Source organism: Halosolutus sp. DAT137 (assembly GCF_059736405.1).
The window spans coordinates 1,015,099-1,039,570 of sequence record NZ_JCAQID010000001.1; the positions used below are offsets into that span (position 1 = coordinate 1,015,099).

At 61.2% G+C, this 24,472-nt stretch carries 20 protein-coding genes; 15 read left to right on the top strand and 5 right to left on the bottom strand.

Features of this window, described 5'->3' with window-relative positions; genetic code table 11:
- The first annotated feature begins 118 nt into the window (after positions 1-118).
- From AC6I6L_RS04910 to pdxA, 4 genes are all read left to right on the top strand, one after another.
- On the top strand, positions 119-820 hold the full coding sequence (locus AC6I6L_RS04910; RefSeq protein ID WP_497916591.1) for a cyclase family protein: 702 nt from the start codon (positions 119-121) through the stop codon (positions 818-820).
- A 70-nt stretch (positions 821-890) separates the two neighbouring features.
- Positions 891-2,204 carry a nickel pincer cofactor-dependent isomerase, group 22 gene (locus AC6I6L_RS04915; RefSeq protein WP_497916592.1) on the top strand — a complete coding sequence of 438 codons (1,314 nt, stop codon included), beginning with the start codon at positions 891-893 and terminating at the stop codon, positions 2,202-2,204.
- 145 nt (positions 2,205-2,349) lie between these two features.
- Positions 2,350-3,639, top strand: coding sequence for a four-carbon acid sugar kinase family protein (locus tag AC6I6L_RS04920; RefSeq protein ID WP_497916593.1), 1,290 nt, complete (start codon positions 2,350-2,352; stop codon positions 3,637-3,639).
- Positions 3,629-4,624, top strand: coding sequence for a 4-hydroxythreonine-4-phosphate dehydrogenase PdxA (gene pdxA, locus AC6I6L_RS04925; protein ID WP_497916594.1), 996 nt, complete (start codon positions 3,629-3,631; stop codon positions 4,622-4,624). The genes AC6I6L_RS04920 and pdxA overlap by 11 nt, the downstream gene beginning before the upstream one ends.
- A 245-nt stretch (positions 4,625-4,869) precedes the next feature.
- On the opposite strand, the gene AC6I6L_RS04930 is transcribed toward pdxA, so the two are convergent.
- Positions 4,870-5,637 carry an IclR family transcriptional regulator gene (locus AC6I6L_RS04930; protein WP_497916595.1) on the bottom strand — a complete coding sequence of 256 codons (768 nt, stop codon included), beginning with the start codon at positions 5,635-5,637 and terminating at the stop codon, positions 4,870-4,872.
- A 316-nt stretch (positions 5,638-5,953) separates the two neighbouring features.
- The gene (locus tag AC6I6L_RS04935) at positions 5,954-6,988 is read right to left on the bottom strand and encodes a zinc-dependent alcohol dehydrogenase family protein (protein WP_497916596.1); all 1,035 of its coding nucleotides are present in this window, start codon (positions 6,986-6,988) and stop codon (positions 5,954-5,956) included.
- Positions 6,989-7,300: 312 nt separating this feature from the next.
- Here AC6I6L_RS04935 and AC6I6L_RS04940 point away from each other — a divergent pair, with 312 nt between their 5' ends.
- Both AC6I6L_RS04940 and AC6I6L_RS04945 read left to right on the top strand, forming a co-directional pair.
- Positions 7,301-7,954 (top strand): class II aldolase/adducin family protein, encoded by a 654-nt coding sequence (locus AC6I6L_RS04940; protein ID WP_497916597.1) that lies wholly within the window; start codon positions 7,301-7,303, stop codon positions 7,952-7,954.
- 107 nt (positions 7,955-8,061) lie between these two features.
- Positions 8,062-9,525: a rhamnulokinase gene (locus AC6I6L_RS04945; RefSeq protein ID WP_497916598.1), complete on the top strand. Its 1,464-nt coding sequence runs from the start codon at positions 8,062-8,064 to the stop codon at positions 9,523-9,525.
- Positions 9,526-9,717: 192 nt separating this feature from the next.
- On the opposite strand, the gene AC6I6L_RS04950 is transcribed toward AC6I6L_RS04945, so the two are convergent.
- Positions 9,718-10,491: an SDR family NAD(P)-dependent oxidoreductase gene (locus AC6I6L_RS04950; protein WP_497916599.1), complete on the bottom strand. Its 774-nt coding sequence runs from the start codon at positions 10,489-10,491 to the stop codon at positions 9,718-9,720.
- Between the two features lie 159 nt (positions 10,492-10,650).
- Here AC6I6L_RS04950 and dgoD point away from each other — a divergent pair, with 159 nt between their 5' ends.
- The 9 genes from dgoD to AC6I6L_RS04995 all read left to right on the top strand — a co-directional run bounded on the left by dgoD (position 10,651) and on the right by AC6I6L_RS04995 (position 21,349).
- Entirely contained in the window at positions 10,651-11,808 is a 1,158-nt protein-coding gene (gene dgoD, locus AC6I6L_RS04955) for a galactonate dehydratase (protein ID WP_497916600.1), read from the top strand.
- Positions 11,809-11,862: 54 nt separating this feature from the next.
- Positions 11,863-12,894: an NAD(P)-dependent alcohol dehydrogenase gene (locus tag AC6I6L_RS04960; protein ID WP_497916601.1), complete on the top strand. Its 1,032-nt coding sequence runs from the start codon at positions 11,863-11,865 to the stop codon at positions 12,892-12,894.
- A 68-nt stretch (positions 12,895-12,962) separates the two neighbouring features.
- The gene (locus AC6I6L_RS04965; protein ID WP_497916602.1) at positions 12,963-14,126 is read left to right on the top strand and encodes an ABC transporter ATP-binding protein; all 1,164 of its coding nucleotides are present in this window, start codon (positions 12,963-12,965) and stop codon (positions 14,124-14,126) included.
- Positions 14,127-14,366: 240 nt separating this feature from the next.
- On the top strand, positions 14,367-15,731 hold the full coding sequence (locus tag AC6I6L_RS04970) for an extracellular solute-binding protein (RefSeq protein WP_497916603.1): 1,365 nt from the start codon (positions 14,367-14,369) through the stop codon (positions 15,729-15,731).
- Between the two features lie 26 nt (positions 15,732-15,757).
- Positions 15,758-16,693 carry a carbohydrate ABC transporter permease gene (locus AC6I6L_RS04975; protein ID WP_497916604.1) on the top strand — a complete coding sequence of 312 codons (936 nt, stop codon included), beginning with the start codon at positions 15,758-15,760 and terminating at the stop codon, positions 16,691-16,693.
- Positions 16,693-17,538: a carbohydrate ABC transporter permease gene (locus tag AC6I6L_RS04980; protein WP_497916605.1), complete on the top strand. Its 846-nt coding sequence runs from the start codon at positions 16,693-16,695 to the stop codon at positions 17,536-17,538. Before AC6I6L_RS04975 ends, AC6I6L_RS04980 begins: the two co-directional genes overlap by 1 nt.
- A 719-nt stretch (positions 17,539-18,257) precedes the next feature.
- The gene (locus AC6I6L_RS04985; RefSeq protein WP_497916606.1) at positions 18,258-19,130 is read left to right on the top strand and encodes an HpcH/HpaI aldolase/citrate lyase family protein; all 873 of its coding nucleotides are present in this window, start codon (positions 18,258-18,260) and stop codon (positions 19,128-19,130) included.
- Positions 19,131-19,507: 377 nt separating this feature from the next.
- Positions 19,508-20,764, top strand: a complete 1,257-nt coding sequence (locus AC6I6L_RS04990; protein WP_497916607.1) for a Glu/Leu/Phe/Val family dehydrogenase — start codon at positions 19,508-19,510, stop codon at positions 20,762-20,764.
- Positions 20,765-20,848: 84 nt separating this feature from the next.
- The gene (locus tag AC6I6L_RS04995; protein ID WP_497916608.1) at positions 20,849-21,349 is read left to right on the top strand and encodes a DUF2062 domain-containing protein; all 501 of its coding nucleotides are present in this window, start codon (positions 20,849-20,851) and stop codon (positions 21,347-21,349) included.
- Between the two features lie 81 nt (positions 21,350-21,430).
- On the opposite strand, the gene AC6I6L_RS05000 is transcribed toward AC6I6L_RS04995, so the two are convergent.
- Both AC6I6L_RS05000 and AC6I6L_RS05005 read right to left on the bottom strand, forming a co-directional pair.
- Complete coding sequence (locus AC6I6L_RS05000; protein WP_497916609.1) at positions 21,431-22,849, bottom strand: FAD-dependent oxidoreductase; 1,419 nt, start codon at positions 22,847-22,849, stop codon at positions 21,431-21,433.
- Between the two features lie 445 nt (positions 22,850-23,294).
- Positions 23,295-24,437, bottom strand: coding sequence for an acyl-CoA dehydrogenase family protein (locus AC6I6L_RS05005; protein WP_497916610.1), 1,143 nt, complete (start codon positions 24,435-24,437; stop codon positions 23,295-23,297).
- Positions 24,438-24,472 lie beyond the last annotated feature (35 nt).

The following is a 24,472-nucleotide window of genomic DNA, read 5'->3' on the forward strand; positions in this document are numbered from 1 at the left end:
AGAAGCCGTTCCTCGCCAGCCATTCTGGCCTGTCCTACCGTCTGAGACGCAACTCCAGTCGCTATCGCCGCGACTGGTGGCAAACTTTTATTAGATCTGCTTGAATCGATCAGTGTGTATGTTTCCAGCACCAGATGAGATCGTGGACCTGAGTAATCCGATCGAAGAGGGAATCCCCACGTGGCCGTCGTTCCCCGGCGTGAAATGCGAACAGACCGACTGGGCGGCCCGAGACGGTTTCACCATGGAACACGTCGAAATGCGCTCGCACACGGCAACGCACATCGACGCCCCGCTGCACTTCATTCCGGAAGGAAAGACGCTCGACGACTTTTCGATCGAGAAGTTCATGGGTGAGGGAATCGCGCTCGACTTGACTCCCAAAGAGCCCGAAGAGCCGATCACCGTCGACGACATCGAACCGTTCGAGGACCAAATTCGGGAAGACGACGTCATCATGCTCCACACCGCCTGGGACGAACACTACGGGTTGACGCCCGAGTACCTGTTCGAGTTCCCGTACCTGACCGGCGAGGCGGCGGAGTACCTCGCTGACATGAACCCGAAGGCCGTCGGAACGGAGGGGGGGAGCGTCGGCGGGTGGGTCGGGGAAGCCCCCAACCACGGTCCCGCGACGGACGTCCAACCCGACGAGTCACACCTTCCGTTGCTGGAGAACGAGATCATCCCCATCGAGGAAGTGAGAAACCTCGATCAAGTGTTGCAAGGGGAATCGAGTCGGCGGGCGTTCTTTTTCTATCCGCCGCTGAACTTCCAGGGAACGGGCGGGAGTTCGGTCCGCGCGTTCGCGTTCTTGTAGCACCCCCATTATCCGCTGGCCGGATATAGCAGGTAGAATTAAGTACGTTGGTACCTCGGTGTGAGCATATATGGTCGAGATTCGGTTCCCCGATCGAGAGCGATTAGAAGGTGTAAACGACTACGAGATCTCGGATTTTCCTCGGTTCGCCCCCGCTCGACGCGATCGCTCACAGCCGACGGTGGACGACGTTGCGAAGCGAACGATCGAGGCAATCGACTCGATCACCGCCCTAGACGCGCTCGATTCGGGCGCGGAAGTCGCGATCACTGCCGGAAGTCGCGGCATCCACGATATCCCCGAGTTGCTCCGGGCCGCCGTTAGCGAACTGAAAGACAGGGGATTACAGCCGTTCATTTTCCCGGCGATGGGGAGCCACGGTGGCGCGACCGCAGACGGGCAAGTCGAGACGTTGGCCGCTCTCGGGATTACAGAAGAGACGATGGGGTGTGAAATCCGGTCGTCGATGGACGTCCGAGCCGTGGGGACCGACAGCGAGGGATGGCCGGTGTACGCGTCGATCGACGCGCTCGAAGCGGACGCGATCGTGCTGGCGAACCGCGTAAAGTTGCACACCGACTATCGCGGGCCGATCGAGAGCGGCCTCTGTAAGATGGCAGTCATCGGACTGGGAAAACACCGCGGAGCCGAAAGCATGCACAACGCCGCCCTGACGAGGGGGTTCGAGAATGTGATTCCCGAACGGGCCGACATTCTGGTCCGCGAGACGGACATCGTCGGTGGCATCGCACTCGTCGAGAACGCCTCCGAACGCGCTGCCCACATCGAAGGCCTCCCGGCGGAGGACCTGCTCGATCGAGAACCGGAGCTGCTGGATCGATCCGAGGAACTGTTCCCGCAACTCCCCACGGACGACCTCGATCTGCTGATCGTCGACGAGATGGGGAAGAACATCAGCGGAACCGGACTGGACACCAACGTTCTCGGCCGGTACCTCTTTCACGGGCAGGAAGAACCGGAGTCTCCGGACGTGACACGAATCTACGTCCGATCGCTCACCGAGGAGTCTCACGGCAACGCACTCGGGATCGGGCTGGCGGATTTCGCTCACGGGGACCTCGTCGAGAGCGTAGATCTCGAAGACATGTACGTGAACATCGCGACCAGCGGCGAGCCGGCGAGAGCGCGCCTGCCGTTTACCGTTCCCTGTGACAGGACGGCCCTCATCGTGTCGGCGTCGATGACCGGCGTCCGATCGCCCGAGGAGATGCGGGTCGCGCGCATCGCCAACACGCTCGAGCCCGACACCCTGCTGGTATCGGAGCCGCTCGTTCCGGAACTCGAAGCCCATCCCGAAGTGACGGTCGGGACACCTCGATCGCTCGAATTTACCGGCGGCGGTGACTTCTCGTCCTCGCTGTAGACGAGGTCTGCCAGAGGTAGACGAGGTGACCGAGACGGGTATCGGTCCCGGAGGAGGCCGCAAACGACATCTCCGCGAGGTTGTGGGAGCAACGCGCCGGACGCGACCCGCATACTCTTTTAGGTATCGCCGCTAAACGGAGGACATGCCCAGCACGGAGTGGTTAGTCGTCGCTGACGATCTGACCGGTGCGACCGACACCGGCCACGAATTCGCGAGGCGTGGATACGAGACGTCCTTGCTCCTCAGTGACGACGGAGAATCGAGAGAGACAGACGTTACCGTGGTAAATACCGATTCCCGGTACTCGCCGCCAGAAATCGCCGGCGACCTGGTCAGCGAGGCGGTTCGATCCGCTCCGGGAGCCGCCGTGTACAAGAAGGTCGATTCGACGTTACGAGGGAATCTAACCGCGGAAATAACTGCTGTGCTCGAGGAGACGGACGTTCCGCTGGCCGTTCTGGCCCCCGCCTTTCCGGCGAACGACAGAACGACTGCGGCCGGGTACCACCTCGTCGACGGACGGCTAGTGACGGACACGACGGCGGGAAGAGACCCGGACAAACCGGTGGCCGACGCGCACGTACCGACGCTGCTCGCGACTGCCGATCGGCCGGTCGAACACGTCGACGTCGGGACCGTCGCACGGGGAGCGAACGCCGTGTACGAGGCGCTGATCGCGATGGCTGCTCGCCACGATCGATCACCGATCGTCGCGTGCGACGCCACCCACGACCGCCACCTCGAGACGATCGCAACGGCCACGACGCGGATGGATCCACGGCCGCTGTACGTCGGCAGCGCCGGATTTGCGCGGGCCCTCGCGGCGTCAGCGGGCGATCCCGCCCCAACGTGGTCAGTCGAACGGGAGTCTCCGACGAAATCCGGCGCTCTCGGAGTCGTGGGGAGTACGAATCCCCGGACGCTTTCGCAACTCGAAGCGATCGATGACTCGAATATCGTCTCTCTCGACCTCGCGGCGACCGTCACCGATCCCGACGCGGCGGCACGGTCCGTCGTTCCGGCAGTAGTCGAACGCTTACGTGAAGCGTCGTCCGTCGTTGTGACCTCCGCGACGTCCGAAGACGACGTCCAGGTCGCGCTCCAGGCGGCGAAAGAGGCGGGAATCGATCCAGACGATGCCCGTGACAGAGTCGCACGTACCCTCGGGAGAGTGGCCGCCGACATCTTCGATACGCATCGACCGTCCGGCCTCTTCCTCAGCGGGGGTGCGGTGGCCACGAACGTGCTGACGACCCTGAACGCGACGGAGATTCGGCTGGCCGGCGTCGCGCTCGAAGCGGGGATCCCGGTGTCCCGGGTTCACGGCGGCGTCGCTGATGGAACCGCCGTGATAACGAAGGCGGGTGCATTTGGCGAGAGGGAAACAGTAATCAGGGCACTCTCGTATCTAGAAGCTACGGATGACCGATAGCAAGCCGATCGTCGGAGTGACGATGGGAGATCCCGCCGGTATCGGAAGCGAAGTGATCCTCAACGCGTTCGAGGAGAGTTCACAGTTCGCCAGAGTGGTCGTGATCGGCGACGCCGACGTGTTGCGCCGCACCCGCGATCGCTGTGACGTCGACGTCGAACTGGACGTCGTCTCGGACATCGACGACGCAGATCCATCTTCGACGTCTCTTACCGTAGTCGATCTCGACAACGTAGACACCGTCGAGTACGGTGAACTGAAACGCGAGTACGGCGAAGCCAGCCTCGAGTACGTGGAGACGGCGATCTCGCTCGCACTCGACGGAACGATCCACGCCATTGCGACCGCGCCGATCAACAAACAGGCGACGCGCCTCGCCGGGAGCGAGTACGCCGGACACACCGGCATGCTCGCGGACTACACCGATACCGAGGACTACTCGATGATGCTCATCGAAGACGACCTTCGCGTCACGCACGTAAGTACGCACGTCCCCCTGCGGGATGCCTGCGATCTCGTCACTGCCGAGAACGTGTTCCGCACCATCGACGTGACGAATACTGCCCTGCACGATCTCGGCGTAGACGACCCGAAGATCGCCGTCGCGGGGTTGAACCCCCACGCCAGCGACGGCGGGTTGCTGGGTGACGAAGAACGGGAGGAAATCGAACCGGCCGTCGAGCGGGCCAGAGCGGACGGGATCAACGTACACGGTCCCGAATCACCAGATACGGTGTACGTGCAAGCCGCAGCGGGCGAGTACGACTGCGTCGTCTCGATGTACCACGACGAGGGACACATTCCGATCAAGATGCTGGGGTTCCAACAAAGCGGCGACGTCAGCGGCGTCAATATGACGATCGGGCTGCCGATCGTTCGAACGTCGGTCGATCACGGTACCGCGTTCGACATCGCCGGTGAGGGGATTGCGTCTGCCCGAAGCATGATAGACGCGATCGAAGTCGCATCGTCGGTTTCCTCATAAGAGAGTCCGTTCGCACGCATCGGCTACGCGACGGACAAAACGGCTACGCGACGGACAAAATAACACGCCAGTGGTTACGATCGTGGCACCGGCAACTGGTACGCAATCTCCTCAGTACCACCGGATAGTCATTTAAGAGAACCATCGTTCGGGGAGCAACAGAACGACGTTCCCAACTTCCGACGGGATTTCGAGTGGGTCTTCTCGACTACCGGACAACCAACAGGGGACGAGTAGCGGTCTGGTTAGTCGCTTGTCAGATCAACCTGAATGGACTTCGCTGTGCTCAGTACCTGTCCCATAACGTCTTCTTCGAGGTATCGCCCGTTCAACCGGCTCACCGGGCCACTGATCCCGACTGCAGCGGGAGTGTTCCCCGAAATGCTCGGAATCGGAACCGCAATCTCGACGATGTCGTCGTACTGTTCTTCTCTGCAGAACGAGATGCCGTCGTCACGGATCCGACGAAGTTGGGCCTCCAGTTCGCTCCGATCGCTAATCGTCGCATCGGTAGGGGCGATCAGATCGATCTCAGTGAGGATATCGTCGACTAGCTCGTCCGAAAACACGGAGAGGAGAGCCTTTCCGGAAGCGTTTACATGCAACGGGATCGCATCACCTTCTCGGTACGGGGGCGACCAGCTGCCGGACGTCTCGGCGATGTGGATGGGAATGCCTCGCGTTTCTTCAGCGACGAACAGCGTCGTGGTTTCGCCAGTTGCGGATGCGAGGTTCTCGACCTGCCCTCTGGCGGCATGATACACGGACAATCGCTCGCGCACGCGACTGCCAAGTGAGAGGAGCCGAAGCGATGGCTCGTACTGTCCGTCCTGTTTGATTACGTAGTCGTGTACCCCGAGCGTCGACAGGTGATTGTGCACGACACCTTTGGAGACGCCGACCTCCTCGGATATCGCCGTCACCCCGAGTGGTTTCCCGGCGTCGATGAGGGTCTCCAGGACGGCAAGCGACGTTTCCGTCGCGTCGACCGTGTACCGTGTTTCGTCCGTCATTCTGCATGTTGTTACAACGGGCGCTGATATATAGATTGTTCTTGCCTGCAGAACGAGACCCGTTCGTCGCGATCGATGCGCCGCTAGTGGTAGTGTGTGGCACGGAACTGGGAGAAAACGTGCGGTTCGTTACCTTAATGAATAATAATTGTTTTGCAGAGCAGAACTGCATACGGCGCCGGCAATCGCGAGAGCGCAGCGACCAGACGCGGTCAGGACTACGTGGATGAATACGGCGACGATCGGCGCGAGACCGATCCGGATCAGCGAGAGAAAACGAGCGAGTTCGACGGGTTCGTCGGCCGTGGAGAGTCCGTCACTCCGTCGAACCTGGGTGGACGACCTTCTTTAGCCCGTCCGCATTCCCCATTCGTTCGAACGCAGACGGAAGCTCTTCGAGCGCGATGCGATCGGTAATCAGGGCTTCGGCGTCGATTCGATCGGTTTGGAGCATCGTCACCGCTCGCTCGAAGTCGGCCGTGGTCAACGAGAAGGACCCTCGATAGCCGATTTCGTTGTAGAAGATGTCGAACGGATTGATCTCGATCGTCGTCTCCTGGTCGGGGACGCCGAAAATGAGCGTCGTGCCTCCCGGTGCCGTCACCTCGTTTGCCTGTTGAATTGTGGGACCGAGTCCGATCGCTTCCACGCCCACCTCGACCTCACCGCCCGCGGCTGCACGGATCGCGGGAACGGGTTCGTCCTCGTCAGGGTTGACGACTGCGTCGGCACCCAGTTCGGCGGCCAGTTCCCGCCGGTCGTCGTCAGGTTCGGAAACGACGATCGGACCGGCGCCGCGGTTGCGGAACGTCTGCATCAACATAAGCCCGATCGGGCCGGCGCCGATAATGGCGACGCTGTCGCCCTGGTCGAGGTCGACCTGATCGACCCCGTGGATGCAACAGGCAAGCGGTTCGGTCAGGGCAGCGTGCTCGAAGGAGAGATCGCCGATTTCCTTGACGTTCGAGACCGGGACGCGAACGTACTCCGCGAACGCGCCGTCGAGGACAGTATCCGCAGCACCCCCGATCGACGTGCTGTTCTCACAGAGGTGGGTTTCACCGCGCTTGCAGTACGAACAGTTGTGACAGTGGACTGTCGGATTGACGGCGACGCGATCGCCGGCCGAGAACTCCGAGACGGCGTCACCGACCTCGGTGACGGTCCCGGCGCTCTCGTGGCCGAGCACTAGCGGCGCCTCGACGGCGAACGTGCCGTGGTACATATGGTAGTCGGTCATGCAGACGCTGCAGGCGCCGACCTCGACGAGCACCTCGTCGTCGTTCGGTTCGGGCCGTTCGTAGTCCTGTACGTCGATGGTTCCGTCGTCGGTCAACACAGCGGCACGCATGGTTACAGTCCCTCGGTACGTCGCGGTGTCGTCCCCGAAACGAAGTGCTTCGGGTCGTCAGTAGCTGTCTGGTTCATAGTCATACCGGTGAGCGTCTGAGCGATGCACTATCTGCGCCACTCAGACACGCTCCGTCGCGGGGTAGTATTCGGACGCAATATAAAAATTTGCCGGCAGGGAACCGACCGACGGCCCGAATCGCGACAATTCTCGGCCGATACGACAGCACTCGGCGGTTGGGATAGTAACACCGGCAGCTGCGGGACCACTGGCGCCGAAAACCATTTGTATTCCTGCCTGAATTTACAACCGATGTCCGAGCAGAACGCACTCCATCACGACGCACGAGCCTCGATTTGTGAGTACGGCCGTCAGCTACTCGACGACGAACTCACGACCGGAACCGGCGGAAACCTGAGCGTTCGCCTCGACGAGGATCACATCGCGATCAGTCCCTCGGGAATCCCTTACGAGGAGGTCACCGTCGACGACGTGCCGGTCGTGACGATGGACGGGACCGTGGTCGCAGGCGAGGGCGAACCGTCGACCGAGCTCCCGATGCACCTGTCGGTCCACGAGTCACGACCCGACGTGGACGGCGTCGTACACACGCACTCGCCGTACGCGACGACGTTTGCCTCACTCGGCGAGCCGATTCCGGCGTCTCACTACCTCGTCGCCTTTGCCGGGACGGAGGTTTCGGTGACGGAGTACGAGAGCCACGCGACCCAGGCGCTTGGCGACGCGGCGGTCGAGGGACTCGGTGACTCGGCCAAGGCGACGCTACTGCGAAATCACGGCGTCCTGACCGCCGCCGAATCGCTCGACGACGCCTATACGGTCGCGTTGATGACGGAGTACTGTGCACGCATTCACTACCAGGCACGCGCCATCGGGGAGCCCGAAATCCTGCCGGACGACGAAATCGAGCTGTTGCAGGACAAACTCGACGGCTACGGACAGTGATCGTCGATGGCCACGCACACGAGTACGACGAACGATCGACTCGAAACGAACGACCGATTCGTAACTGATCGAACGGCCACCGAGCGTCGATCGACGGGCGATCAGGGATGAATCACGTCGCAATCGACATCGGAGCCAGCGGCGGAACCGTGTATCTCGGCCGCGTGACGGAGTCGACGTTCGCCGTCGAAGAAGTCGATCGGTTCGAGAACGGGCCAGTCGAGGCAGGCGATCGCTACGTCTGGGACTGCGATGGGCTTCGAGAGCGAATCCTGGCGGGGCTTCGAGCTGCGGATGGACGCGCCGACGGAATCGACACGGTCGGCATCGACACCTGGGGACTCGACTTCGGTCTGCTGTCCGACGGGACCCTGCTCCGCGACCCGACATCGTACCGCGACCCGGAGGCGGTCGCCGCGAGGGACGCGCTGTTCGAGACGATCGACAGACGAGCGCTCTTCGAGCAGACCGGCATCACGAACTGGAACACCCCGAACACCCTCTGGCAGCTGTACACGATCGCTCGAGCGGAGCCGACGTTGCTGGAACGCGCCGACAGGCTACTCATGATGCCACAGCTCCTGTCGACTCTGCTCGGCGGGCGAGCGGCCGGCGAGGTGACGATCGCGTCGACGACCCAGATGGTCACTCCCGAACGCCGGGAGTGGGCGACCGAACTCCTCGAAGAACTCTCATTGCCGACGGACCTGCTGCCAGCACTCGAAGATCCCGGGGCCCGACTGGGAACGGTCGGGACTGATGTAGCCGACGCGCTCTCGACGACGCCCGAACTCGTCGCGCCCGCGAGCCACGACACCGCCTCGGCCGTCGCCGGATTGCCCCTGACCGACGACGCGGCATTTCTCTCGACGGGGTCGTGGTTCATCCTCGGCGTCGAACGCGAGGAGCCGTTGCTCACCGACGACGCATTCGAATTGTCGCTTTCGAACGAACTCGGGGTGGACGGGACCGTCCGGCTCCTGAAGAACGTCAACGGCTTCTTCTTGCTCGAAACGTGTCGGGACGCGTGGCGGGCGGCCGGCGATACTGTCGAATACGACCGACTCCTCGCAGCGGCGGCGGCCGCACCCTCGCGGCGATCGCTCGTCGACCCTGACGACGACTCGTTCGGGATCGAGGGCTCGATGCCGGAACAGATCCGCGCCTACTGCCAGCGAACCGACCAGCCGGTTCCGAACGCACAGGGCGAGATCGTTCGGTGTCTCCTCGAGAGTTTGGCAACGAAAACCGCGCTGATCCTCGAACAACTGGACGACGTCGTGGAGACGCCGCCGTCGCATATCGTCCTCGGTGGTGGCGGCGTTCGAAACCACCTGTTCTGTCAGTTGCTCGCGGATGCAACCGGGCGTCCCGTCAAAACCGGGCCGACCGAGGCGACGGCGATCGGGAACGTGTTGACCCAGGCGATCGCTGCCGGAACCGTTCCGGACGTCGAAACCGGGCGGCGACTGATCGCTGAGCAGTTCGACCGGCGGACGTACGAGCCGCGAGGTGATGACTGGAGCCGGGCCCGCGATCGAATGGCGGAACTCGCCGCAGTGGAGGAGTAATGTCGTCCTCGCAAACGGGGTACAAGACAAAAATACGTCCGCGTGCTGTCGTTCAATCCGCCCTCAATCGTCGACTGCAGGGGCGGTTCCCCTCCGACTTCGGCTGTTGTCGATACCACGAGACCGCGATTTTCGCGATCGAGCTGTCGGAACTCGATCGTACCGAATGTTCGATATCGTGCGGAATGTTCGCTATCGTGCGGTGTAGCCGCCGTCCATAACGACGGTCGAGCCGGTCATGAACGAGGAGGCGTCTGAGGCGAGATAGACGACGAGTTCTCGCAGTTCTTCCGGGCGACCCAGTCGTCCCATCGGGGTGTTCTCGAGCCACGTCTCCGCCATTTCGGGATGTTCGTCGAGCACGTCGTCGACGAGATCGGTGCGCATGTATCCCGGCGCGATCGCGTTCACCCGGATACCGCGGTCGCCCCACTCGACGGCCAGCGATTTGGTCAGCATCGAGACCCCGGCCTTCGAGGCGTTGTAGCTCGCTTGCTTCTGTGGAACGTTGACGTCGAAGCCGGACATCGAGGCGATGTTGACGATACGTCCCTCGCCGCGCTCGAGCATCTGCGCGCCGACGTGTTTGGCACAGAGGAAGACGCCATCGAGGTTGACTTCCAGAACCCGTTTCCAGGACTCGAGCGAGGTCTCCTCGGCCGGGGATTGCTCGACGATCCCCGCATTGTTGACGAGCACGTCGATCGGCCCCAGACGATCGGTCACCGTCTCGACCATCGACTCGACCGACGGCTCGTCGGTGACGTCGACCTCGACGGCGATCACCTCGGTCTCACCGTCGAGTTCTGCCGCGGTTTCCTCCGCGGTCGCCGCGTTCACGTCGGCAATCGCGACGTCGGCACCCATCTCGGTCAGCCCGATCGCCATCTGTTTGCCGAGTCCCTGCGCGCCGCCGGTGACGATCGCCGTCTCTCCGTCGAGCGAAAAGCTGTCACGAATACTCATGCGTACGACTCCTACCAGCCACCGCGTGGTTATTAAATCTATGCGAAGATACTGTTTCGCCCTCGATACCGGGGTCAGGGTCGTTGCTGCAAGATGGCTGCCGGGAGAGTGAGACATCGGCCCACACGTTTCAAGTAGGGTCTCGTACGTATACTATGCATGCAAATCACCGACTACGAACTGTTCGCCGTGCCGCCCCGGTGGCTCTTTGTGAAACTGGAGACCAGCGACGGGACGGTCGGGTGGGGCGAGCCGATCCTCCCTGGTCGACTGGAGACCGCCAGGGCCGCAGTCAGCGAACTCGTCGAGGGATACTTGCTCGGCGCGGATCCGTTGCGTACCGAATACCACTGGCGAACACTCTACCAGAGCGGCTACTTCCGCGGTGGACCAGTCCTGATGAGCGCGCTTTCGGGGATCGACATGGCGCTGTGGGATATCAAAAGCCGCCATTACGACGCCCCGATCCACGAACTACTCGGCGGCCACGTTCGCGATCGAATGCTGGTCTACGACTGGATCGGTGTCGTTCCGGATCCCCCCGACGAAGTCGCCGCATCTGCCCGCGAGAGCGTCGAGAACGGATACCAGGCGTTGAAACTCAACTTCCCCGGCGAGTTCCGACCGCTGGAAACGCCGGCGACGGTCGATCGAGCAATTGACCGCGTCGCGGCGGTCAGAGACGCCGTCGGCGACGACACCTTCATCGGTATCGACTTTCACGGACGGGTCTCGAAGCCGATGGCGAGCGAACTCATCAGTCGCCTGGAACCCTACAAGCCGATGTTCATCGATCAGCCGTTGCTTCCCGAACACGCCGACTCGTTCGACGACGTAAGCGCCGGGACCACCGTGCCGATCGCGACCGGCGAGCGATTCTACTCGCGGTACGAGTTCAAACAACTCCTCGTCGACGACGCCGTGTCGCTCATTCAGCCAGCCGTCACCGGCGTCGGCGGGATTAGCGAGATGCGGAAGGTCGCGACAATGGCCGAGGCGTTCGACGTCTCGGTGATTCCCCACTGTCCGCTCGGCCCGATCGCCCTCGCAGCCAGTCTTCAGGTCGGGTTCGCGACTCAGAACGTGATCATGCAAGAACAGAGCCTTGACGTACACGACCCGGAATCGAGCCCCGGCCTCGAGTATCTGGAGGATCCGGGCGCGTTCACCTTCGCAGACGGCTACGTCGAACGACCGACGGAACCGGGCCTCGGCATCGAGGTCGACGAGGCGTACGTGCGTCAGCAGGCCCAGACTGAGATCAACTGGCACAACCCCACGTGGCACCACGAGGATGGAAGTCTGGCCGAGTGGTGAGCGGCCGACGGGACAGCCCGCACTTTTTTCTATTTCCGTCGCTTCGACTCGGCTATGCAAACCGCAGTACTGGCTGAACCCCGCCGGTTCGAACTAAAAGATCGTGATAAACCGTCCCCCGGACCGCAGGACGTTCTCGTCGCGATTCGTGACGTCGGCATCTGTGGCTCCGACGTCCACTACTACGAACACGGTCGCATTGGCGACTACGTCGTCGAAGAGCCCCTCGTCCTCGGCCACGAGAGCGCCGGCGACGTCGTCGAGGTTGGCGACGACGTCGACGGATTGGCCGTCGGCGATCGCGTCGCCCTCGAACCGGGCGTTCCCTGCCGGCGGTGTTCACACTGCAAGCGCGGCGACTATCACCTCTGTGCGGACGTGACATTCATGGCTACGCCCCCACACGACGGGGCGTTCGCGGAGTACGTCTCCTGGCCGGCGGATTTTGCGTACCAACTTCCGGACGCCGTCTCGACCACTGCGGGCGCGCTCTGTGAACCGCTCTCGGTCGGCATCCACGCCTGTCGGCGCGGGGAGGTTGGGACCGGCGACACCGTCCTGATTGCGGGTGCCGGCCCGATCGGACTCGTGACGATGGAGGCCGCCCGCGCTGCCGGCGCGACGGACGTCATCGTCACCGACGTCGTCTCGGAGAAACTCGAGTTCGCGAGCGATCGCGGTGCAGATCTGACGATCGACGTATCCGAATCCGATCTCGAGTCGACGGTCACGGAGTACACGGACGGGGTAGGCGTCGACGTGGCGATCGAAGCATCCGGCGCGGAGCCATCGATTCGCTCGACGATCGACGCCGTCCGTCGCGGCGGCACCGTCGTTCTCGTCGGACTGGCCGAGGAGGCCACTGTGCCGCTCGATGTCCTCGAGATTATCGATAACGAGATCGACGTTCACGGCTCGTTCCGGTACAAGAATACATACGCCGCCGCCGTGGATCTGCTCGCTGACGGCGTCGTCGATGTCGAAGGAATCGTCGACTTCGAGTCCTCGCTCGACGAAATCGAGGACGCGTTCCAGCACGCGATGGAGCCGACCGTCGTGAAAGGGATGATCTCGATTTCGGAGTAGACTGGCCTCGTCGCGTCGCCGTGAATCCGTATAAACATTTATTACGATGGGTACGCCACTTCTCAGCCATGGCTGGTGTTACGCTCGACGCTGTCAGAAAGGTGTTCGAAAGCGGCGATGGCGAAATCGTCGCGGTCGACGACGTCGACCTCGAGGTAAGGGACGGCGAGTTTGTGGTGCTCGTCGGCCCGTCGGGAAGCGGAAAATCGACGCTGTTGCGAATGATCACCGGACTCGAACGACAGACTGACGGGGACATCATCATCGGTGACGAAGTGGTAAACGATCAGAAGCCCCGAAAGCGAGATATCGCGATGGTCTTCCAGAGCTACGCACTCTACCCGACCATGACCGTCCGGGAAAACATGAGCTTCGGGCTGAAGATGTCGACCGATCTCTCGAAAGACGAAATCGACGCAAAAGTCGAGGACGCCGCGGAAGTGATGGGCATCGACGACCTGCTGGAAAACGACCCCAGTCAGCTTTCCGGCGGCGAGAAACAGCGGGTCGCACTCGGCCGGGCGACTGTTCGCGATCCGAGCGTATTTCTGATGGACGAACCGCTCTCGAACCTGGACGCGAAACTGCGGACGGCGATGCGGACCGAGATCAACCGCTTGCAGGAGCAACTCGGCGTGACGACGATCTACGTGACCCACGACCAGACCGAAGCGATGACGATGAGCGATCGGCTCGTCATCCTGAACAACGGCGAGGTCCAGCAGGTCGGAACACCCCTCGAGTGTTTCTATAAGCCGAATAACCGATTCGTCGCCGGCTTCATCGGGAGTCCGTCGATGAACTTCTTCGAGCTCGATGTCGACGGGGACACCCTCGTCGGCGACGGCCTCTCCTACGAACTACCCGACTCGATCGCCGAGACGGTAGCTGGACGGTCGTCGGTAACATTTGGCGTGCGACCAGAAGATGTCTCGGTTACGCTGACCCGGCAGTCACCGAACGACACCGAGTGTACTGTTGACGTCGTCGAGCCGATGGGCAGCGTCAAGTACGTGTACCTCCGGACCGCCGATACGGGAACGGAATTCGTCACCGAAATCGACGGCCAGAAACCCATCTCCAACGGCGAAACAGTGTACGCACACATTCCCGAAGAGACGGTGTACCTGTTCGACCAGGAGAACGGGACGGCACTGCATCATCGCTCGGTTACCGAGGAGACCGAAGTCGAGTTCTCGGCGACGGTCGAAGAACACGCCGTCGACGGATAGCGGCACGTTCGATCGCGCTGAATTCGATCCCGCATCCGCCGTCTTTACCCTCTGTCTTCCATTTTCACCCCGAACTAGAAGCTCGACGTTGCGGTGATAGTCGTCCCGTGGGTGGGGGATTCGATCGTCCGATGATGAATCATCCCTTCGCCGTTTCATTTGTTTTTTGATATTATATCGGATCGCATCGTTAATACCCAAATTTTAAATGGTCATGGTAAGTTGTTTGGTACCACAGCCATGGATAGCAATAGGCGTGCGTTCATGAAAACGGTTGGTGCGGGTAGCATTGGTGCTGTGACTGGGTTGTCCGGATGTCTCGGTGAAGAACAGGAGGAAGTCGACGATTTTGATACCTCGACGATCGAAGATGCGGATATCGAGTGGGACCGTCACGAGGGGACCGAACTAACCCTGGGGTTCGTCGAACATCCATTCGTCGACAACTTCGAGCCCCTCCAGTCGCAGTTCGAGGAACTGACCGGTATTTCCCTCAACTGGGACGTCCTTCCCGAATCCGAGTTCCGGACCCAGCGCGACACCGACATCACGACCGAAGGGGGGAACTGGGACGTGTTCATGGCGGATCAGGTCGTCACACAGTACTACGAGTCCGACTGGCTCCAGCCACTCGACGGTTACATGGACGACGACGGTCTCTTCGACGAGGACTGGTACCAGACCGAAGATATCTTCGACGCATCGATCGAGGCCTGTCAGGCGGCCGGAACGGCCGACGAGTGGACCGGACTCCCGATTACGGTCGAGGTTCAGACGCTGTTCTACCGCGAGGATCTCTACGAGGAGTACGACCTCGAGGTGCCAGAAACGATGGACGAACTGCTCGACAATATCGCGACGATCGACGAGAACGAAGACATGCCCGGCGTCGTCTCCCGAGGAGAGCGCGGGTACGGCATGAACATCTACGTTCTCAACGCGTACATCCGGTCGTGGGGCGTCGATCTCTGGGAGGAGTACCCGGAAGAATCCGCCCTCGATAGCGACGAGGCGATCGAAGCAGCCGAGTTCTACGTCAACATGCTCCAGGACCACGGTCCGGGCGACGCCGCTAGTTACGAGTGGTCGGACGTGCTGGCGACGTTCCAGCAAGGAAGTGCCGGGCATATCGCCGTCGACGCGAACATGTTCCACCAGGATCTTTCCGACGAAAACGAATCAGTCGTCGCCGACGATTTGGCAATGGCCGAGATGCCCGTACCCGAGGGCGGGCGGTTCGCCCCGAACGCGTTCACCTGGCAGATCTCGACCCAGCAGGCATCTGATAACACGGAAGCGGCGTGGCTGTTCATGCTCTTTGCAACGTGTCAAGAAACCCAGGAGTGGCTGGGCCAGCAGGGTGCGCCCTTCCTCACGCGGGCCTCAGCGTGGGAAACGGACGAATACCGCGGACATGTCGGCGAAGAGTTCGCCGAGGTCTCGATGTCCTCGCTGGACGGCGCAATCGGCGACACGTTCGACGTACACTACCCCGAGTGGGGCGAAGAGTACTCGACGGAACTCCAGGCGGCGATCGACGGAAGCAAGACGGCTGAAGAAGCGATGATTGCCGCCGCGGAGACGGCCGAGGATATCGTCAACTAACCACAGAGACGTTCTATTATCGAACAATGGCAACTGAAACGAAACAAACAATCGAACGGGGCCGCTACCGAGAGCAACTCTACCAGCTCTGGGAAGACCACCTTCCCGTCTGGTTCATGCTACCGATGGCGCTCTTCCTGGTGGTGGTCACCTTCTTCCCGGGTGCCTACAACGTCTACCTGAGTGTTACCTTCTGGGACCTTACGAATCCGGATCTCACGGGTACGTTCGTCGGTCTCGAGAACTTCGTCGACGCCTGGAGTCGGGGGTCGACGTGGGTTTCGGTCCGAAATACGCTCGTCTTCGTGTTCGCCAGCCTCGCGTTGCAAACGACGATCGGGTTCGTGCTGGCGGCGCTGGTCGCCGGCGTCACCAACGGAATGAAGACGGTCTACCGGATCGCGTTTATTCTTCCGATGGCCGCCGCGCCGGTTGCACTCGCGACCATGGGTCAGATCATGCTCAACCAGCAAATCGGCATTATCCCGTATCTGGTCGAGACGATCCTCCCGATGAGTTCACCGGCGTTCCTTTCCGGCGATTATTCGATGATGACCGTCATCCTGGTCGATACGTGGAACTGGACGCCGTTCCTGTTCATCGTCTTTTATGCCGGTCTTACGTCGGTCCCGAACGACCTGAAAGAGGCCGCGAAAGTCGACGGTGCACCGCTGTGGCGCATCTACGCACACGTCATCATCCCGTACATGAAACCGCTTATTTTCGTCGCGGTCCTCATCAGGATGATCGACCTCTTCCGGGAGTTCGGGATGGTATACTCGCTGACCAGAGGCGGCCCCGGAACCTCGAGTCGGTTACTCAGCATCCAGATCTTCGAGATGGGGTTCACCGGGAGTAACCTCGGGACTGCAGCGGCAGTGTCGATCGTCTACCTCATCTTCGTCATCGCGCTGTGTACCGTCGTGATACTCAAGGTCGGCTTCGAGGGGGTGTGGGACTGATGGCAGCACTCTCGGTGGAACGGAAACGCCGGCTCAAGGAACTCGGCCGTCACGGGATCCTCATCAGTTGGTTACTATTCGCGCTGTTCCCGTTCTACTGGATCACAACGATGTCGCTAAAGGAAACTGCCGACGCACTCGCGATCCCGCCGGAGTGGCTCTTCGTCCCCACGTTCGATAACTATCTCGAACTCATGCGGGATCCCGACTTCGCGTTCGCGCTCGGCAACAGCTTCCTCGTCGTCGGTGGCTCCGTACTGATCGTGCTCCTCATCGGTATTCCCGGTGCGTACGCGATTTCGCGGTACGACATCCCCGCCGAACGCGACGTCATGATCTGGATCCTGTCGTCGCGAATGCTGCCGCCGGTGGCAGTCATCGTTCCGTTTTTCCTTCTCTATGGCCGACTCGGCCTGCTGGATACGCGGGTCGGTCTCACGTTTATACTGACGACGATCAACATCGCGATCGTCGTATGGGTGATGAAGGCGTTCTTCGACGGCATTCCCATCGCGCTCGAGGAGGCCGCGATGGTCGACGGCGCGACGCGCTTCCAGGCCTTTCGCCGCGTAGTGCTTCCGGCAGCGGTTCCGGGAATCATCGCCGTTGCGATCATCAGTTTCATCTTTGGCTGGATCGAACTCGTCTTCTCACTCGTCCTCACCGGGACCGAAACGCGAACCGCCCCAATCTACATGTACCAGTTCATCGGCTCCCGCCAGATCGACTGGGGGATGCTCGCAGCCGCGTCGACAGTGATAATCATGCCGATCGTCTTGTTCCTCATCCTCGTGAACAAGTATCTTGCCGCGGGTCTGAGCTTCGGCGTCGCGCTCAAAGAGTAGCCGCGACGCGTTTCGGCCACTCATCCTTTTTGGGTCTGACGATCGAGCATCGGGAGCGGCGATTCAATTACCACTCCAATCGGTGCTGGGGCTGGATGCTCGAGTCCTTCAACCCGATATTCTCCAAAATACCATATTTATATAATACTAGTTTTAAACTCATATCTGACTCATTTGCAATCACACATGGTCAATTAGTTGTGCCAACGGAGTCGACCGACGATTGCAAATCGATCGCGATACGACCGTTCGGACGCGTTCAAGTGATTCTAGGCTCGCGGAGCCGGAGTTATCACGCGATCGACGGCAGTTCGATTCCGGGATGGTGGTACGGTCGACCTTTCTCAGCCGAAACGCTCTTCCGGGGACCCTTGAAGAATCCACAGCACGGGATCTATATCGAGAGTATACGAGATATTCGAAGTACCACTGTCTCCATGTCCGACGCGCTTCGGTTCACCGTTCGTATTTTTCGAGCCAGTTTAACGATCTCCCTTTGAACACTACTGGATAGTTATGTTATTCGTTACCCACCAAACTATTGTCACAAATAGATCAGAGCGTCCGCGACGCGTTTCGACGCGTTACTGCGGAGTCGAAACTGACTGTGTAGAGATCGATCTTCGGGCCGCCGTTTCCATCGACGACGTCGGAATCCGCGGGGCGGTCGATCTCGGTCGGATGGGCACGTCTTTACTCGTGGCCCGGTAATCGGTCGTATGGTTCGCCGAAGCGTTCTCTTCACCCCAGGCGACCGCCCCCAGATGTTGCGAAAAGCCTCCGATTCGGGAGCCGATGTGATCGTTTTCGACCTCGAAGACGCCGTCGCACCGGCAGAAAAAGCGACCGCACGCGACGCCGTTCACGAGGTGCTGACCGATCCGGACTTCGACCCTGACTGTGAGGTCTGCGTTCGGGTAAACGCGACAGCGGAGGCGATCGCGGACGATCTCGACGTCCTCCTGAAATCACCGTCCGGGATTCGACTGGACGGCCTCGTGCTTCCGAAAGCGGACGGGCGATCGGACGTGGCGGCACTCAGCGACGCAGTCGAGATGCGCGGCGCGTCGGTGCCGGTGTTCGCGATAATCGAACGCGCTCACGGGGTTCTCGCTGCTCCCGAAATCGCCGCTCATCCGGCGACCGACGCGCTGATTTTCGGTGCCGAAGATCTCTCGGCGGATATCGGTGCGACCCGCACCGCGGACGGGACCGAAGTTCTGTACGCACGACAGCGAGTCGTCGTCGCAGCGGCCGCGCGAGACTGCGACGCGATCGATACGCTCGTCACCGATTTCGAGGACGAGGCAGCCCTCAGGGAGGATATCGAGCGATCGATCCGGTTTGGCTACGACGGCAAACTCGCGATCCACCCCGTACAGGTCGGCCCGATCAACGACGCCTACACGCCAGACGCTGATGCGATCGAGTGGGCACGGTCGGTTCTCGCGGCCAGAGACGCGGCGGCGGCCGAGGGACGGGGCGTCTTCGCGGTCGACGGGGAAATGATCGATGCGCCCTTGATCGCGCGGGCCGAACGAATTCGCGAACGAGCCAGCGTCGCAAACGAGTGGGAACGGAGAGTATCGTAGCCATTGACCGCCAGTGCGCACTCGATCGCACGACAGATGCGTGGTCCTCACTCACTCCGTTCGTTCCGAACCACGGCCAGCGAGCTGGGAAGTTGTGCCCCGCGAGCAACGACGGGGGCGAGAACGACGAACAGTGCGATCGGTGTTAAAACAGTTCCGGCTCTTATTTTTGGAGGAAACATCGAGTCGGCGGCCGGGGTCGAATTCCCGACTGCTGGCAGATCCGACCCGACTACCGCATCCATCGAGGCGGTTCCGAGTCACGGTGGTTGACACTCGTGTACAATCATACCGAATATAATATCCTTATATTGTGATCGTTCGACTGTTCGGCAACATTCGCCATGCTTATTTTGGTATCCTGGGAATAGCCAGGTATGTCAACCGAAGTCAACCCGTTCGAGAGTTTGCAGTCTCAGATCGACGAGGCTGCGGAATACCTGGACGTCGGCGACGGCGTAATCGACCGACTCAAACACCCCGAGCGGGTGCTCGAAACTAATCTCACGATCGAACGCGATGACGGCACGCTCGAGCGGTTCGAAGCCTACCGATCGCAGTTCAACGGCGATCGCGGTCCCTACAAGGGCGGCATCCGCTACCATCCCGGCGTCACGCGCGACGAAGTAAAGGCGCTGTCGGGCTGGATGGTCTACAAGTGTGCGACGGTAGACATCCCCTACGGCGGCGGCAAAGGCGGGATCACGATCGATCCGGACGACTACTCCAACAGCGAACTCGAACGGATTACGCGCGCGTTCGCAACGGAACTGCGCCCGCTGATCGGTGAGGATCGTGACATCCCCGCACCCGACGTGAACACGGGCCAGCGGGAGATGAATTGGATCAAAGACACCTACGAGACGCTCGAAAACACCACCGAACCGGGCGTCATCACGGGTAAGAACATCGCCAGCGGCGGCAGCGAGGGCAGGGTCGAAGCGACCGGTCGATCGACCGTTATCGCCGCTCGTGAAGCGTTCGACTACCTCGGCAAAGATCTCGAGGGTGCGACGGTCGCCGTCCAGGGCTACGGGAACGCCGGCTGGATCGCGGCGAAACTGATCGACGAGATGGGCGCGACCGTCGTCGCCGCCAGCGACTCGAGCGGTGGCATCTACAACCCCGAGGGGTTCGATCCCGTCGCGGCGAAAGACCACAAAAACGAGACGGGAACCATCGTCGGCTACGACGAAAGCGAGAAGGAACTCACCAACGAGGAACTGCTCACGCTCGACGTCGACCTGCTCATCCCGGCCGCACTCGAAAACGCGATCGACGCTGACCTCGCAAAGGATGTCTCGGCAGACGTCATCTCCGAAGCCGCAAACGGTCCGCTGACACCCAAGGCTGACGCTATTCTCGCGGAATCTGACGTGTTCGTCGTCCCGGACATCCTCGCGAACGCCGGTGGCGTCACCGTAAGCTACTTCGAGTGGGTCCAGAACCGACAGCGCTTCTACTGGACCGAACAGCGAGTCAACGAGGAACTCGAAGCGATCATCGTCGACGCCTTCGACGCACTCGTCGAGACTATCGACGAACACGACATCGACAACCCACGAACCGCTGCGTACGTAGTGGCGATCGAACGCGTCGCCAACGCCTTCGAGGAAGCCGGCAGCTTCCCGTAACCGTACACACATCTGACACCTCCGCCGTGCTGGCGGGTTGCGGACGATATCTTTTTGCTGGTCGGCCGTAATCCACCGCACAGAGTGATCCGCGATCGACTGGCCCGCTATCGCGACCGATTCCGAAGCGCGTTACTCGCGGCATTTCGGGAAGAGCACACTCCCCACCAGATCGGTCTGAGTTTTGGACTCGGGATTTTCATCACCGCCTTTCCCACAGGGGGGCTCGGGATCGGGCTCTTTTTTGTGTTCATCGGGTTGTGGCCGTGGATCAGCAAACCCGCGATCTTCGCAAGCGTCGCGGTTCTCAACCCGTTCGTCAAACCGGTTGTCTACGTTGCGAGTTTCCAGACCGGTGGACTGGTTCTTGACTCTCCCTCGGTAGAGTCGAGCGAATTGACGGTCGAATTAGCTGGAGTCGCCCTCCGGCAGTTGCTCCTCGGAAACGTGATCGTCGCGCTCTGTCTCTCGACCGTCGGATACGTGCTGGTCGTCCATCTTGCTCGGACCTATCGCCGTCATCAGCGACGGCGAACGGGACCGTCACTGGTCTCGACGCTGCGCGACCCGTTCCGTCGCCAGTAACCGACCGATCAGGTGAGTGTGTCCGGGTTCGCCGGTGACCAACCGGTCGATCCGATCGATTGCCGGCGAGTCGAGGCCTGATCAGTCGTCGTCGGCGGGAGTTGCTTCGGTTCCCTGTGCAGTCGAATCGATCGCCGGCCCGGAGTCTCGACCGGCGGCTTCGTCGGCCCGGGGGAAGTTGCCGATCGTTGCACTGCGGAACGCCGCTTCGTCGAACTCGTACTCGCCGTCGAGGAACTCGATGACCCGGTGGGTGTCCTGCATGGCGTTTTTCAGGCAGGTCGAGGCACCCGGCGACGGGGTGATGTTGAAAATAATGTCGTCGCCGACGATCTTCGCTTCGCCCATGTCGAGGGATTTGTTCTTCGTGTCGACGATCTGCGGGCGGACGCCGCCGTAGCCTTTCGCGCGTTCGATGTCCTCGAGTTCGACGCTCGGGACGACCTTCCTGACGTTCGGGAGGAACTGCCGGCGACCGATCTCGGGCATGTCGTAGACGAGGTTTCGGAGCACGTACGGCAGGAGAATCCGGTCTGCGAGGATGTTTCCGTAGCTGAGAAACGCCGCCGCGTTCAGTCCGAAGACGTCGATGAAGTCTTTTACGGTGGAGATACGGCCGCGTTCGAGCGTCGGAACGAGTTTTGCGGTCGGTCCGAATCGGGTGATGCTGGCGTCGTGAACGTCCGCGTCCCCGTGGACCGCGGCGAAGGGGAGTTTCTTCATCTGGAGCGTGTAGACCTTCCCGTTCAGGAGGTCGTCGGCGAGGAAGAAACTGCCCGCGATCGGGAGCAACACCTTGTGCTCGCCGTAGCCGAGTTCGTTCGCAATCTGGAGACTGTGGGAACCGGCGGCGACGACGGCGGCGTTGCAGTCGAACCGACCGTCGCTCGTCCCGATCGTGTAGCCGTCGAGGGTTTCCGTGATGTCCTTGACTTCCGTCCCGGTGTAGATGTCGACGCTCGCTTCTTCGGTCGCGCGATCGACGAACGATTTCGTCGTCTGGCCGTAGTCGACGACGTAGCCATCGGGCGTCTGGAGCGCGCGCATCTCCGTGTCGGGGTCGCGTCCCTCGACGACCTTCGGTTCGAGTTCCGCGATTTCCTCGCGATCGATCGGGCGGAGTTTCGGATAGAGGTCGCCAAAGCCCTCCTCGTCGTAACGCGCGTCGAGTTCGGTCACTTCTTCCTCACCGACCCCGAGGACCATCTTGGATCGCTTGGCGTGCATCTCCCGATCCGGGTCTTCGGCCTCCAGATATCCCGCGAGGAGTTCCGCGCCCTCTTTGACCTCTTCGGCCTTCTCGAGCGTGTAGTTGGTCTCGATGTCACCGAAGTGAAGGGTTTGGGAGTTGTTCGTGTGGTGGGAGTTGATCGCCGCGATCTCCGATTCTTTCTCGATCAGTGCGATAGAGTCGATATCAGTGAATTTCGCCGTCGTATACAGAAGCGACGCGCCACTGATACCGCCGCCGACGATGACGAGGTCGTATTTGCCAGACATGGTTCTGTGAGACTAACTATTTCGCCAACTGTACTCCGGGTAAATAACTGGTCTTTTTTCGGTCAGCATCTCGGTAATCGACGAACGGGCTTTCGACAACGAATGTCCAGTTTCGGAATTATCTGACGGACCGTATCTGAGAACCGTAACTTCTCCGTCGAGAAACGAGAGACACGAGACTGGACAGACAGTTCCCTCGTAGTGTCCGGTACGACGATCGTGGTCTTTCGACGAGAGACCGGAGGCGATGCAGCCAAGGCCGACGATCATCGAGGCGACACCAGTTCCCCGCGCCACCCGAATCCGGTCGCTCGCATCGATCACGTCCTCGTCCGCACGGGGCTATTCCCTGTCGCTACCGGGCGGTGACAATAACGGGGCGTGCTGGATCCCACCGAACCCTACGGCAAGCGAAACGAGCACGACGCCAGTCACCGGCTCGGTGCTACAGGCCGAGTTCTCGGCCGATGACGAGGTGTTGAATCTCGCTGGTTCCCTCACCGATCTCCATCAGTTTGGCGTCGCGGTAGAACCGCTGGGGGGCGAAGTCGGTGGTGTAGCCGTAGCCACCTAGCACCTGAACGGCGTCCTCTGCGACCTCGCGGGCGGCCTCGCTGGCGTCGAGTTTCGCGAGTGCGGACTCCTTCGTGACGGACTCGCCCCGATCGTACCGGTGGGCCGCGCAGTAGGTGAGCAGACGGGCGCGCTCGGTTTTGCGGTACATCTCGACCACTTTGTCACGGATCGCATCGAACTTCGCGATCGGCTGGCCGAACTGTTCGCGTTCCGTACTGTATGCTTTCGCGTGCTCGTAGGCACCCTGGGCCAACCCCGTCGAGAGCGCGGCGATCGAGATTCGACCGCCGTCGAGGGTCTTTTTCGTCTGGTCCCAGCCGTCGCCCTCCGCGCCGAGCAGTCGGTCTTCGGGGAGTCGAACGTCGTCGAACTGGATTTCACAGGTCGGCGAGGCGTTCAGGCCCATCTTCTCCCAGATGGTCGTCACCTCGAAGCCGTCATCTTCGCGGGGATCAACGATGAACGTCGAGATGCCGTCGTAGCCGGCGTCGGGATCGGTGACGGCCTTGACGAGAATCGAGCCGGCTTCCGAGGCGTTCGTAATAAACTGTTTCGTGCCGTTGAGCACCCAGTCGTCGCCCTCCTTGCGCGCCGTCGTGTCCATATCCGAGGCGTCGGAGCCGCTTCCGGGTTCGGTCAGCGCCCATCCGCCCAGATACTCGCCCTCCGCAAGCGGGCGGAGCCAGCGCTCTTTTTGTTCGTCGGTGCCGAACAGCTCGATCGGCTTCGAGGCCAGCGAAACGTGTGCGACGTAGGAAAGCCCGATAGAGCCGGAGACGCGGCCGATCTCCTCGGCAACGAGCGCGTACATGAGCGTGTCGCCGCCGAGGCCGCCGTAGGTCTCGTCGATCGGGACGCCCATCACGTCGAGGGCGGCCAGTTGGTCGAAAATCTCCGCGGGGAACCGGTGGTCGTCTTCGATCTCCTGGGCGATCGGCTCGATTTCCGCCTGGCAGAACTCCCGGACGGTGTCCCGAATGAGCCGGTGTTCGTCGGGAATGTCGAAGTCCATACGCAATACTTGCCGGCGCGGTGGGTAAATCCACC

Excerpts from the sequence above, each read along its gene's own strand:
- AC6I6L_RS04910 (WP_497916591.1), top strand. The coding sequence starts at position 119 with ATGTTTCCAGCACCAGATGAGATCGTGGACCTGAGTAATCCGATCGAA.
- AC6I6L_RS04915 (WP_497916592.1), top strand. The coding sequence starts at position 891 with ATGGTCGAGATTCGGTTCCCCGATCGAGAGCGATTAGAAGGTGTAAAC.
- AC6I6L_RS04920 (WP_497916593.1), top strand. The coding sequence starts at position 2,350 with ATGCCCAGCACGGAGTGGTTAGTCGTCGCTGACGATCTGACCGGTGCG.
- pdxA (WP_497916594.1), top strand. The coding sequence starts at position 3,629 with ATGACCGATAGCAAGCCGATCGTCGGAGTGACGATGGGAGATCCCGCC.
- AC6I6L_RS04930 (WP_497916595.1), bottom strand. The coding sequence starts at position 5,637 with ATGACGGACGAAACACGGTACACGGTCGACGCGACGGAAACGTCGCTT.
- AC6I6L_RS04935 (WP_497916596.1), bottom strand. The coding sequence starts at position 6,988 with ATGCGTGCCGCTGTGTTGACCGACGACGGAACCATCGACGTACAGGAC.
- AC6I6L_RS04940 (WP_497916597.1), top strand. The coding sequence starts at position 7,301 with ATGTCCGAGCAGAACGCACTCCATCACGACGCACGAGCCTCGATTTGT.
- AC6I6L_RS04945 (WP_497916598.1), top strand. The coding sequence starts at position 8,062 with ATGAATCACGTCGCAATCGACATCGGAGCCAGCGGCGGAACCGTGTAT.
- AC6I6L_RS04950 (WP_497916599.1), bottom strand. The coding sequence starts at position 10,491 with ATGAGTATTCGTGACAGCTTTTCGCTCGACGGAGAGACGGCGATCGTC.
- dgoD (WP_497916600.1), top strand. The coding sequence starts at position 10,651 with ATGCAAATCACCGACTACGAACTGTTCGCCGTGCCGCCCCGGTGGCTC.
- AC6I6L_RS04960 (WP_497916601.1), top strand. The coding sequence starts at position 11,863 with ATGCAAACCGCAGTACTGGCTGAACCCCGCCGGTTCGAACTAAAAGAT.
- AC6I6L_RS04965 (WP_497916602.1), top strand. The coding sequence starts at position 12,963 with ATGGCTGGTGTTACGCTCGACGCTGTCAGAAAGGTGTTCGAAAGCGGC.
- AC6I6L_RS04970 (WP_497916603.1), top strand. The coding sequence starts at position 14,367 with ATGGATAGCAATAGGCGTGCGTTCATGAAAACGGTTGGTGCGGGTAGC.
- AC6I6L_RS04975 (WP_497916604.1), top strand. The coding sequence starts at position 15,758 with ATGGCAACTGAAACGAAACAAACAATCGAACGGGGCCGCTACCGAGAG.
- AC6I6L_RS04980 (WP_497916605.1), top strand. The coding sequence starts at position 16,693 with ATGGCAGCACTCTCGGTGGAACGGAAACGCCGGCTCAAGGAACTCGGC.
- AC6I6L_RS04985 (WP_497916606.1), top strand. The coding sequence starts at position 18,258 with ATGGTTCGCCGAAGCGTTCTCTTCACCCCAGGCGACCGCCCCCAGATG.
- AC6I6L_RS04990 (WP_497916607.1), top strand. The coding sequence starts at position 19,508 with ATGTCAACCGAAGTCAACCCGTTCGAGAGTTTGCAGTCTCAGATCGAC.
- AC6I6L_RS05000 (WP_497916609.1), bottom strand. The coding sequence starts at position 22,849 with ATGTCTGGCAAATACGACCTCGTCATCGTCGGCGGCGGTATCAGTGGC.
- AC6I6L_RS05005 (WP_497916610.1), bottom strand. The coding sequence starts at position 24,437 with ATGGACTTCGACATTCCCGACGAACACCGGCTCATTCGGGACACCGTC.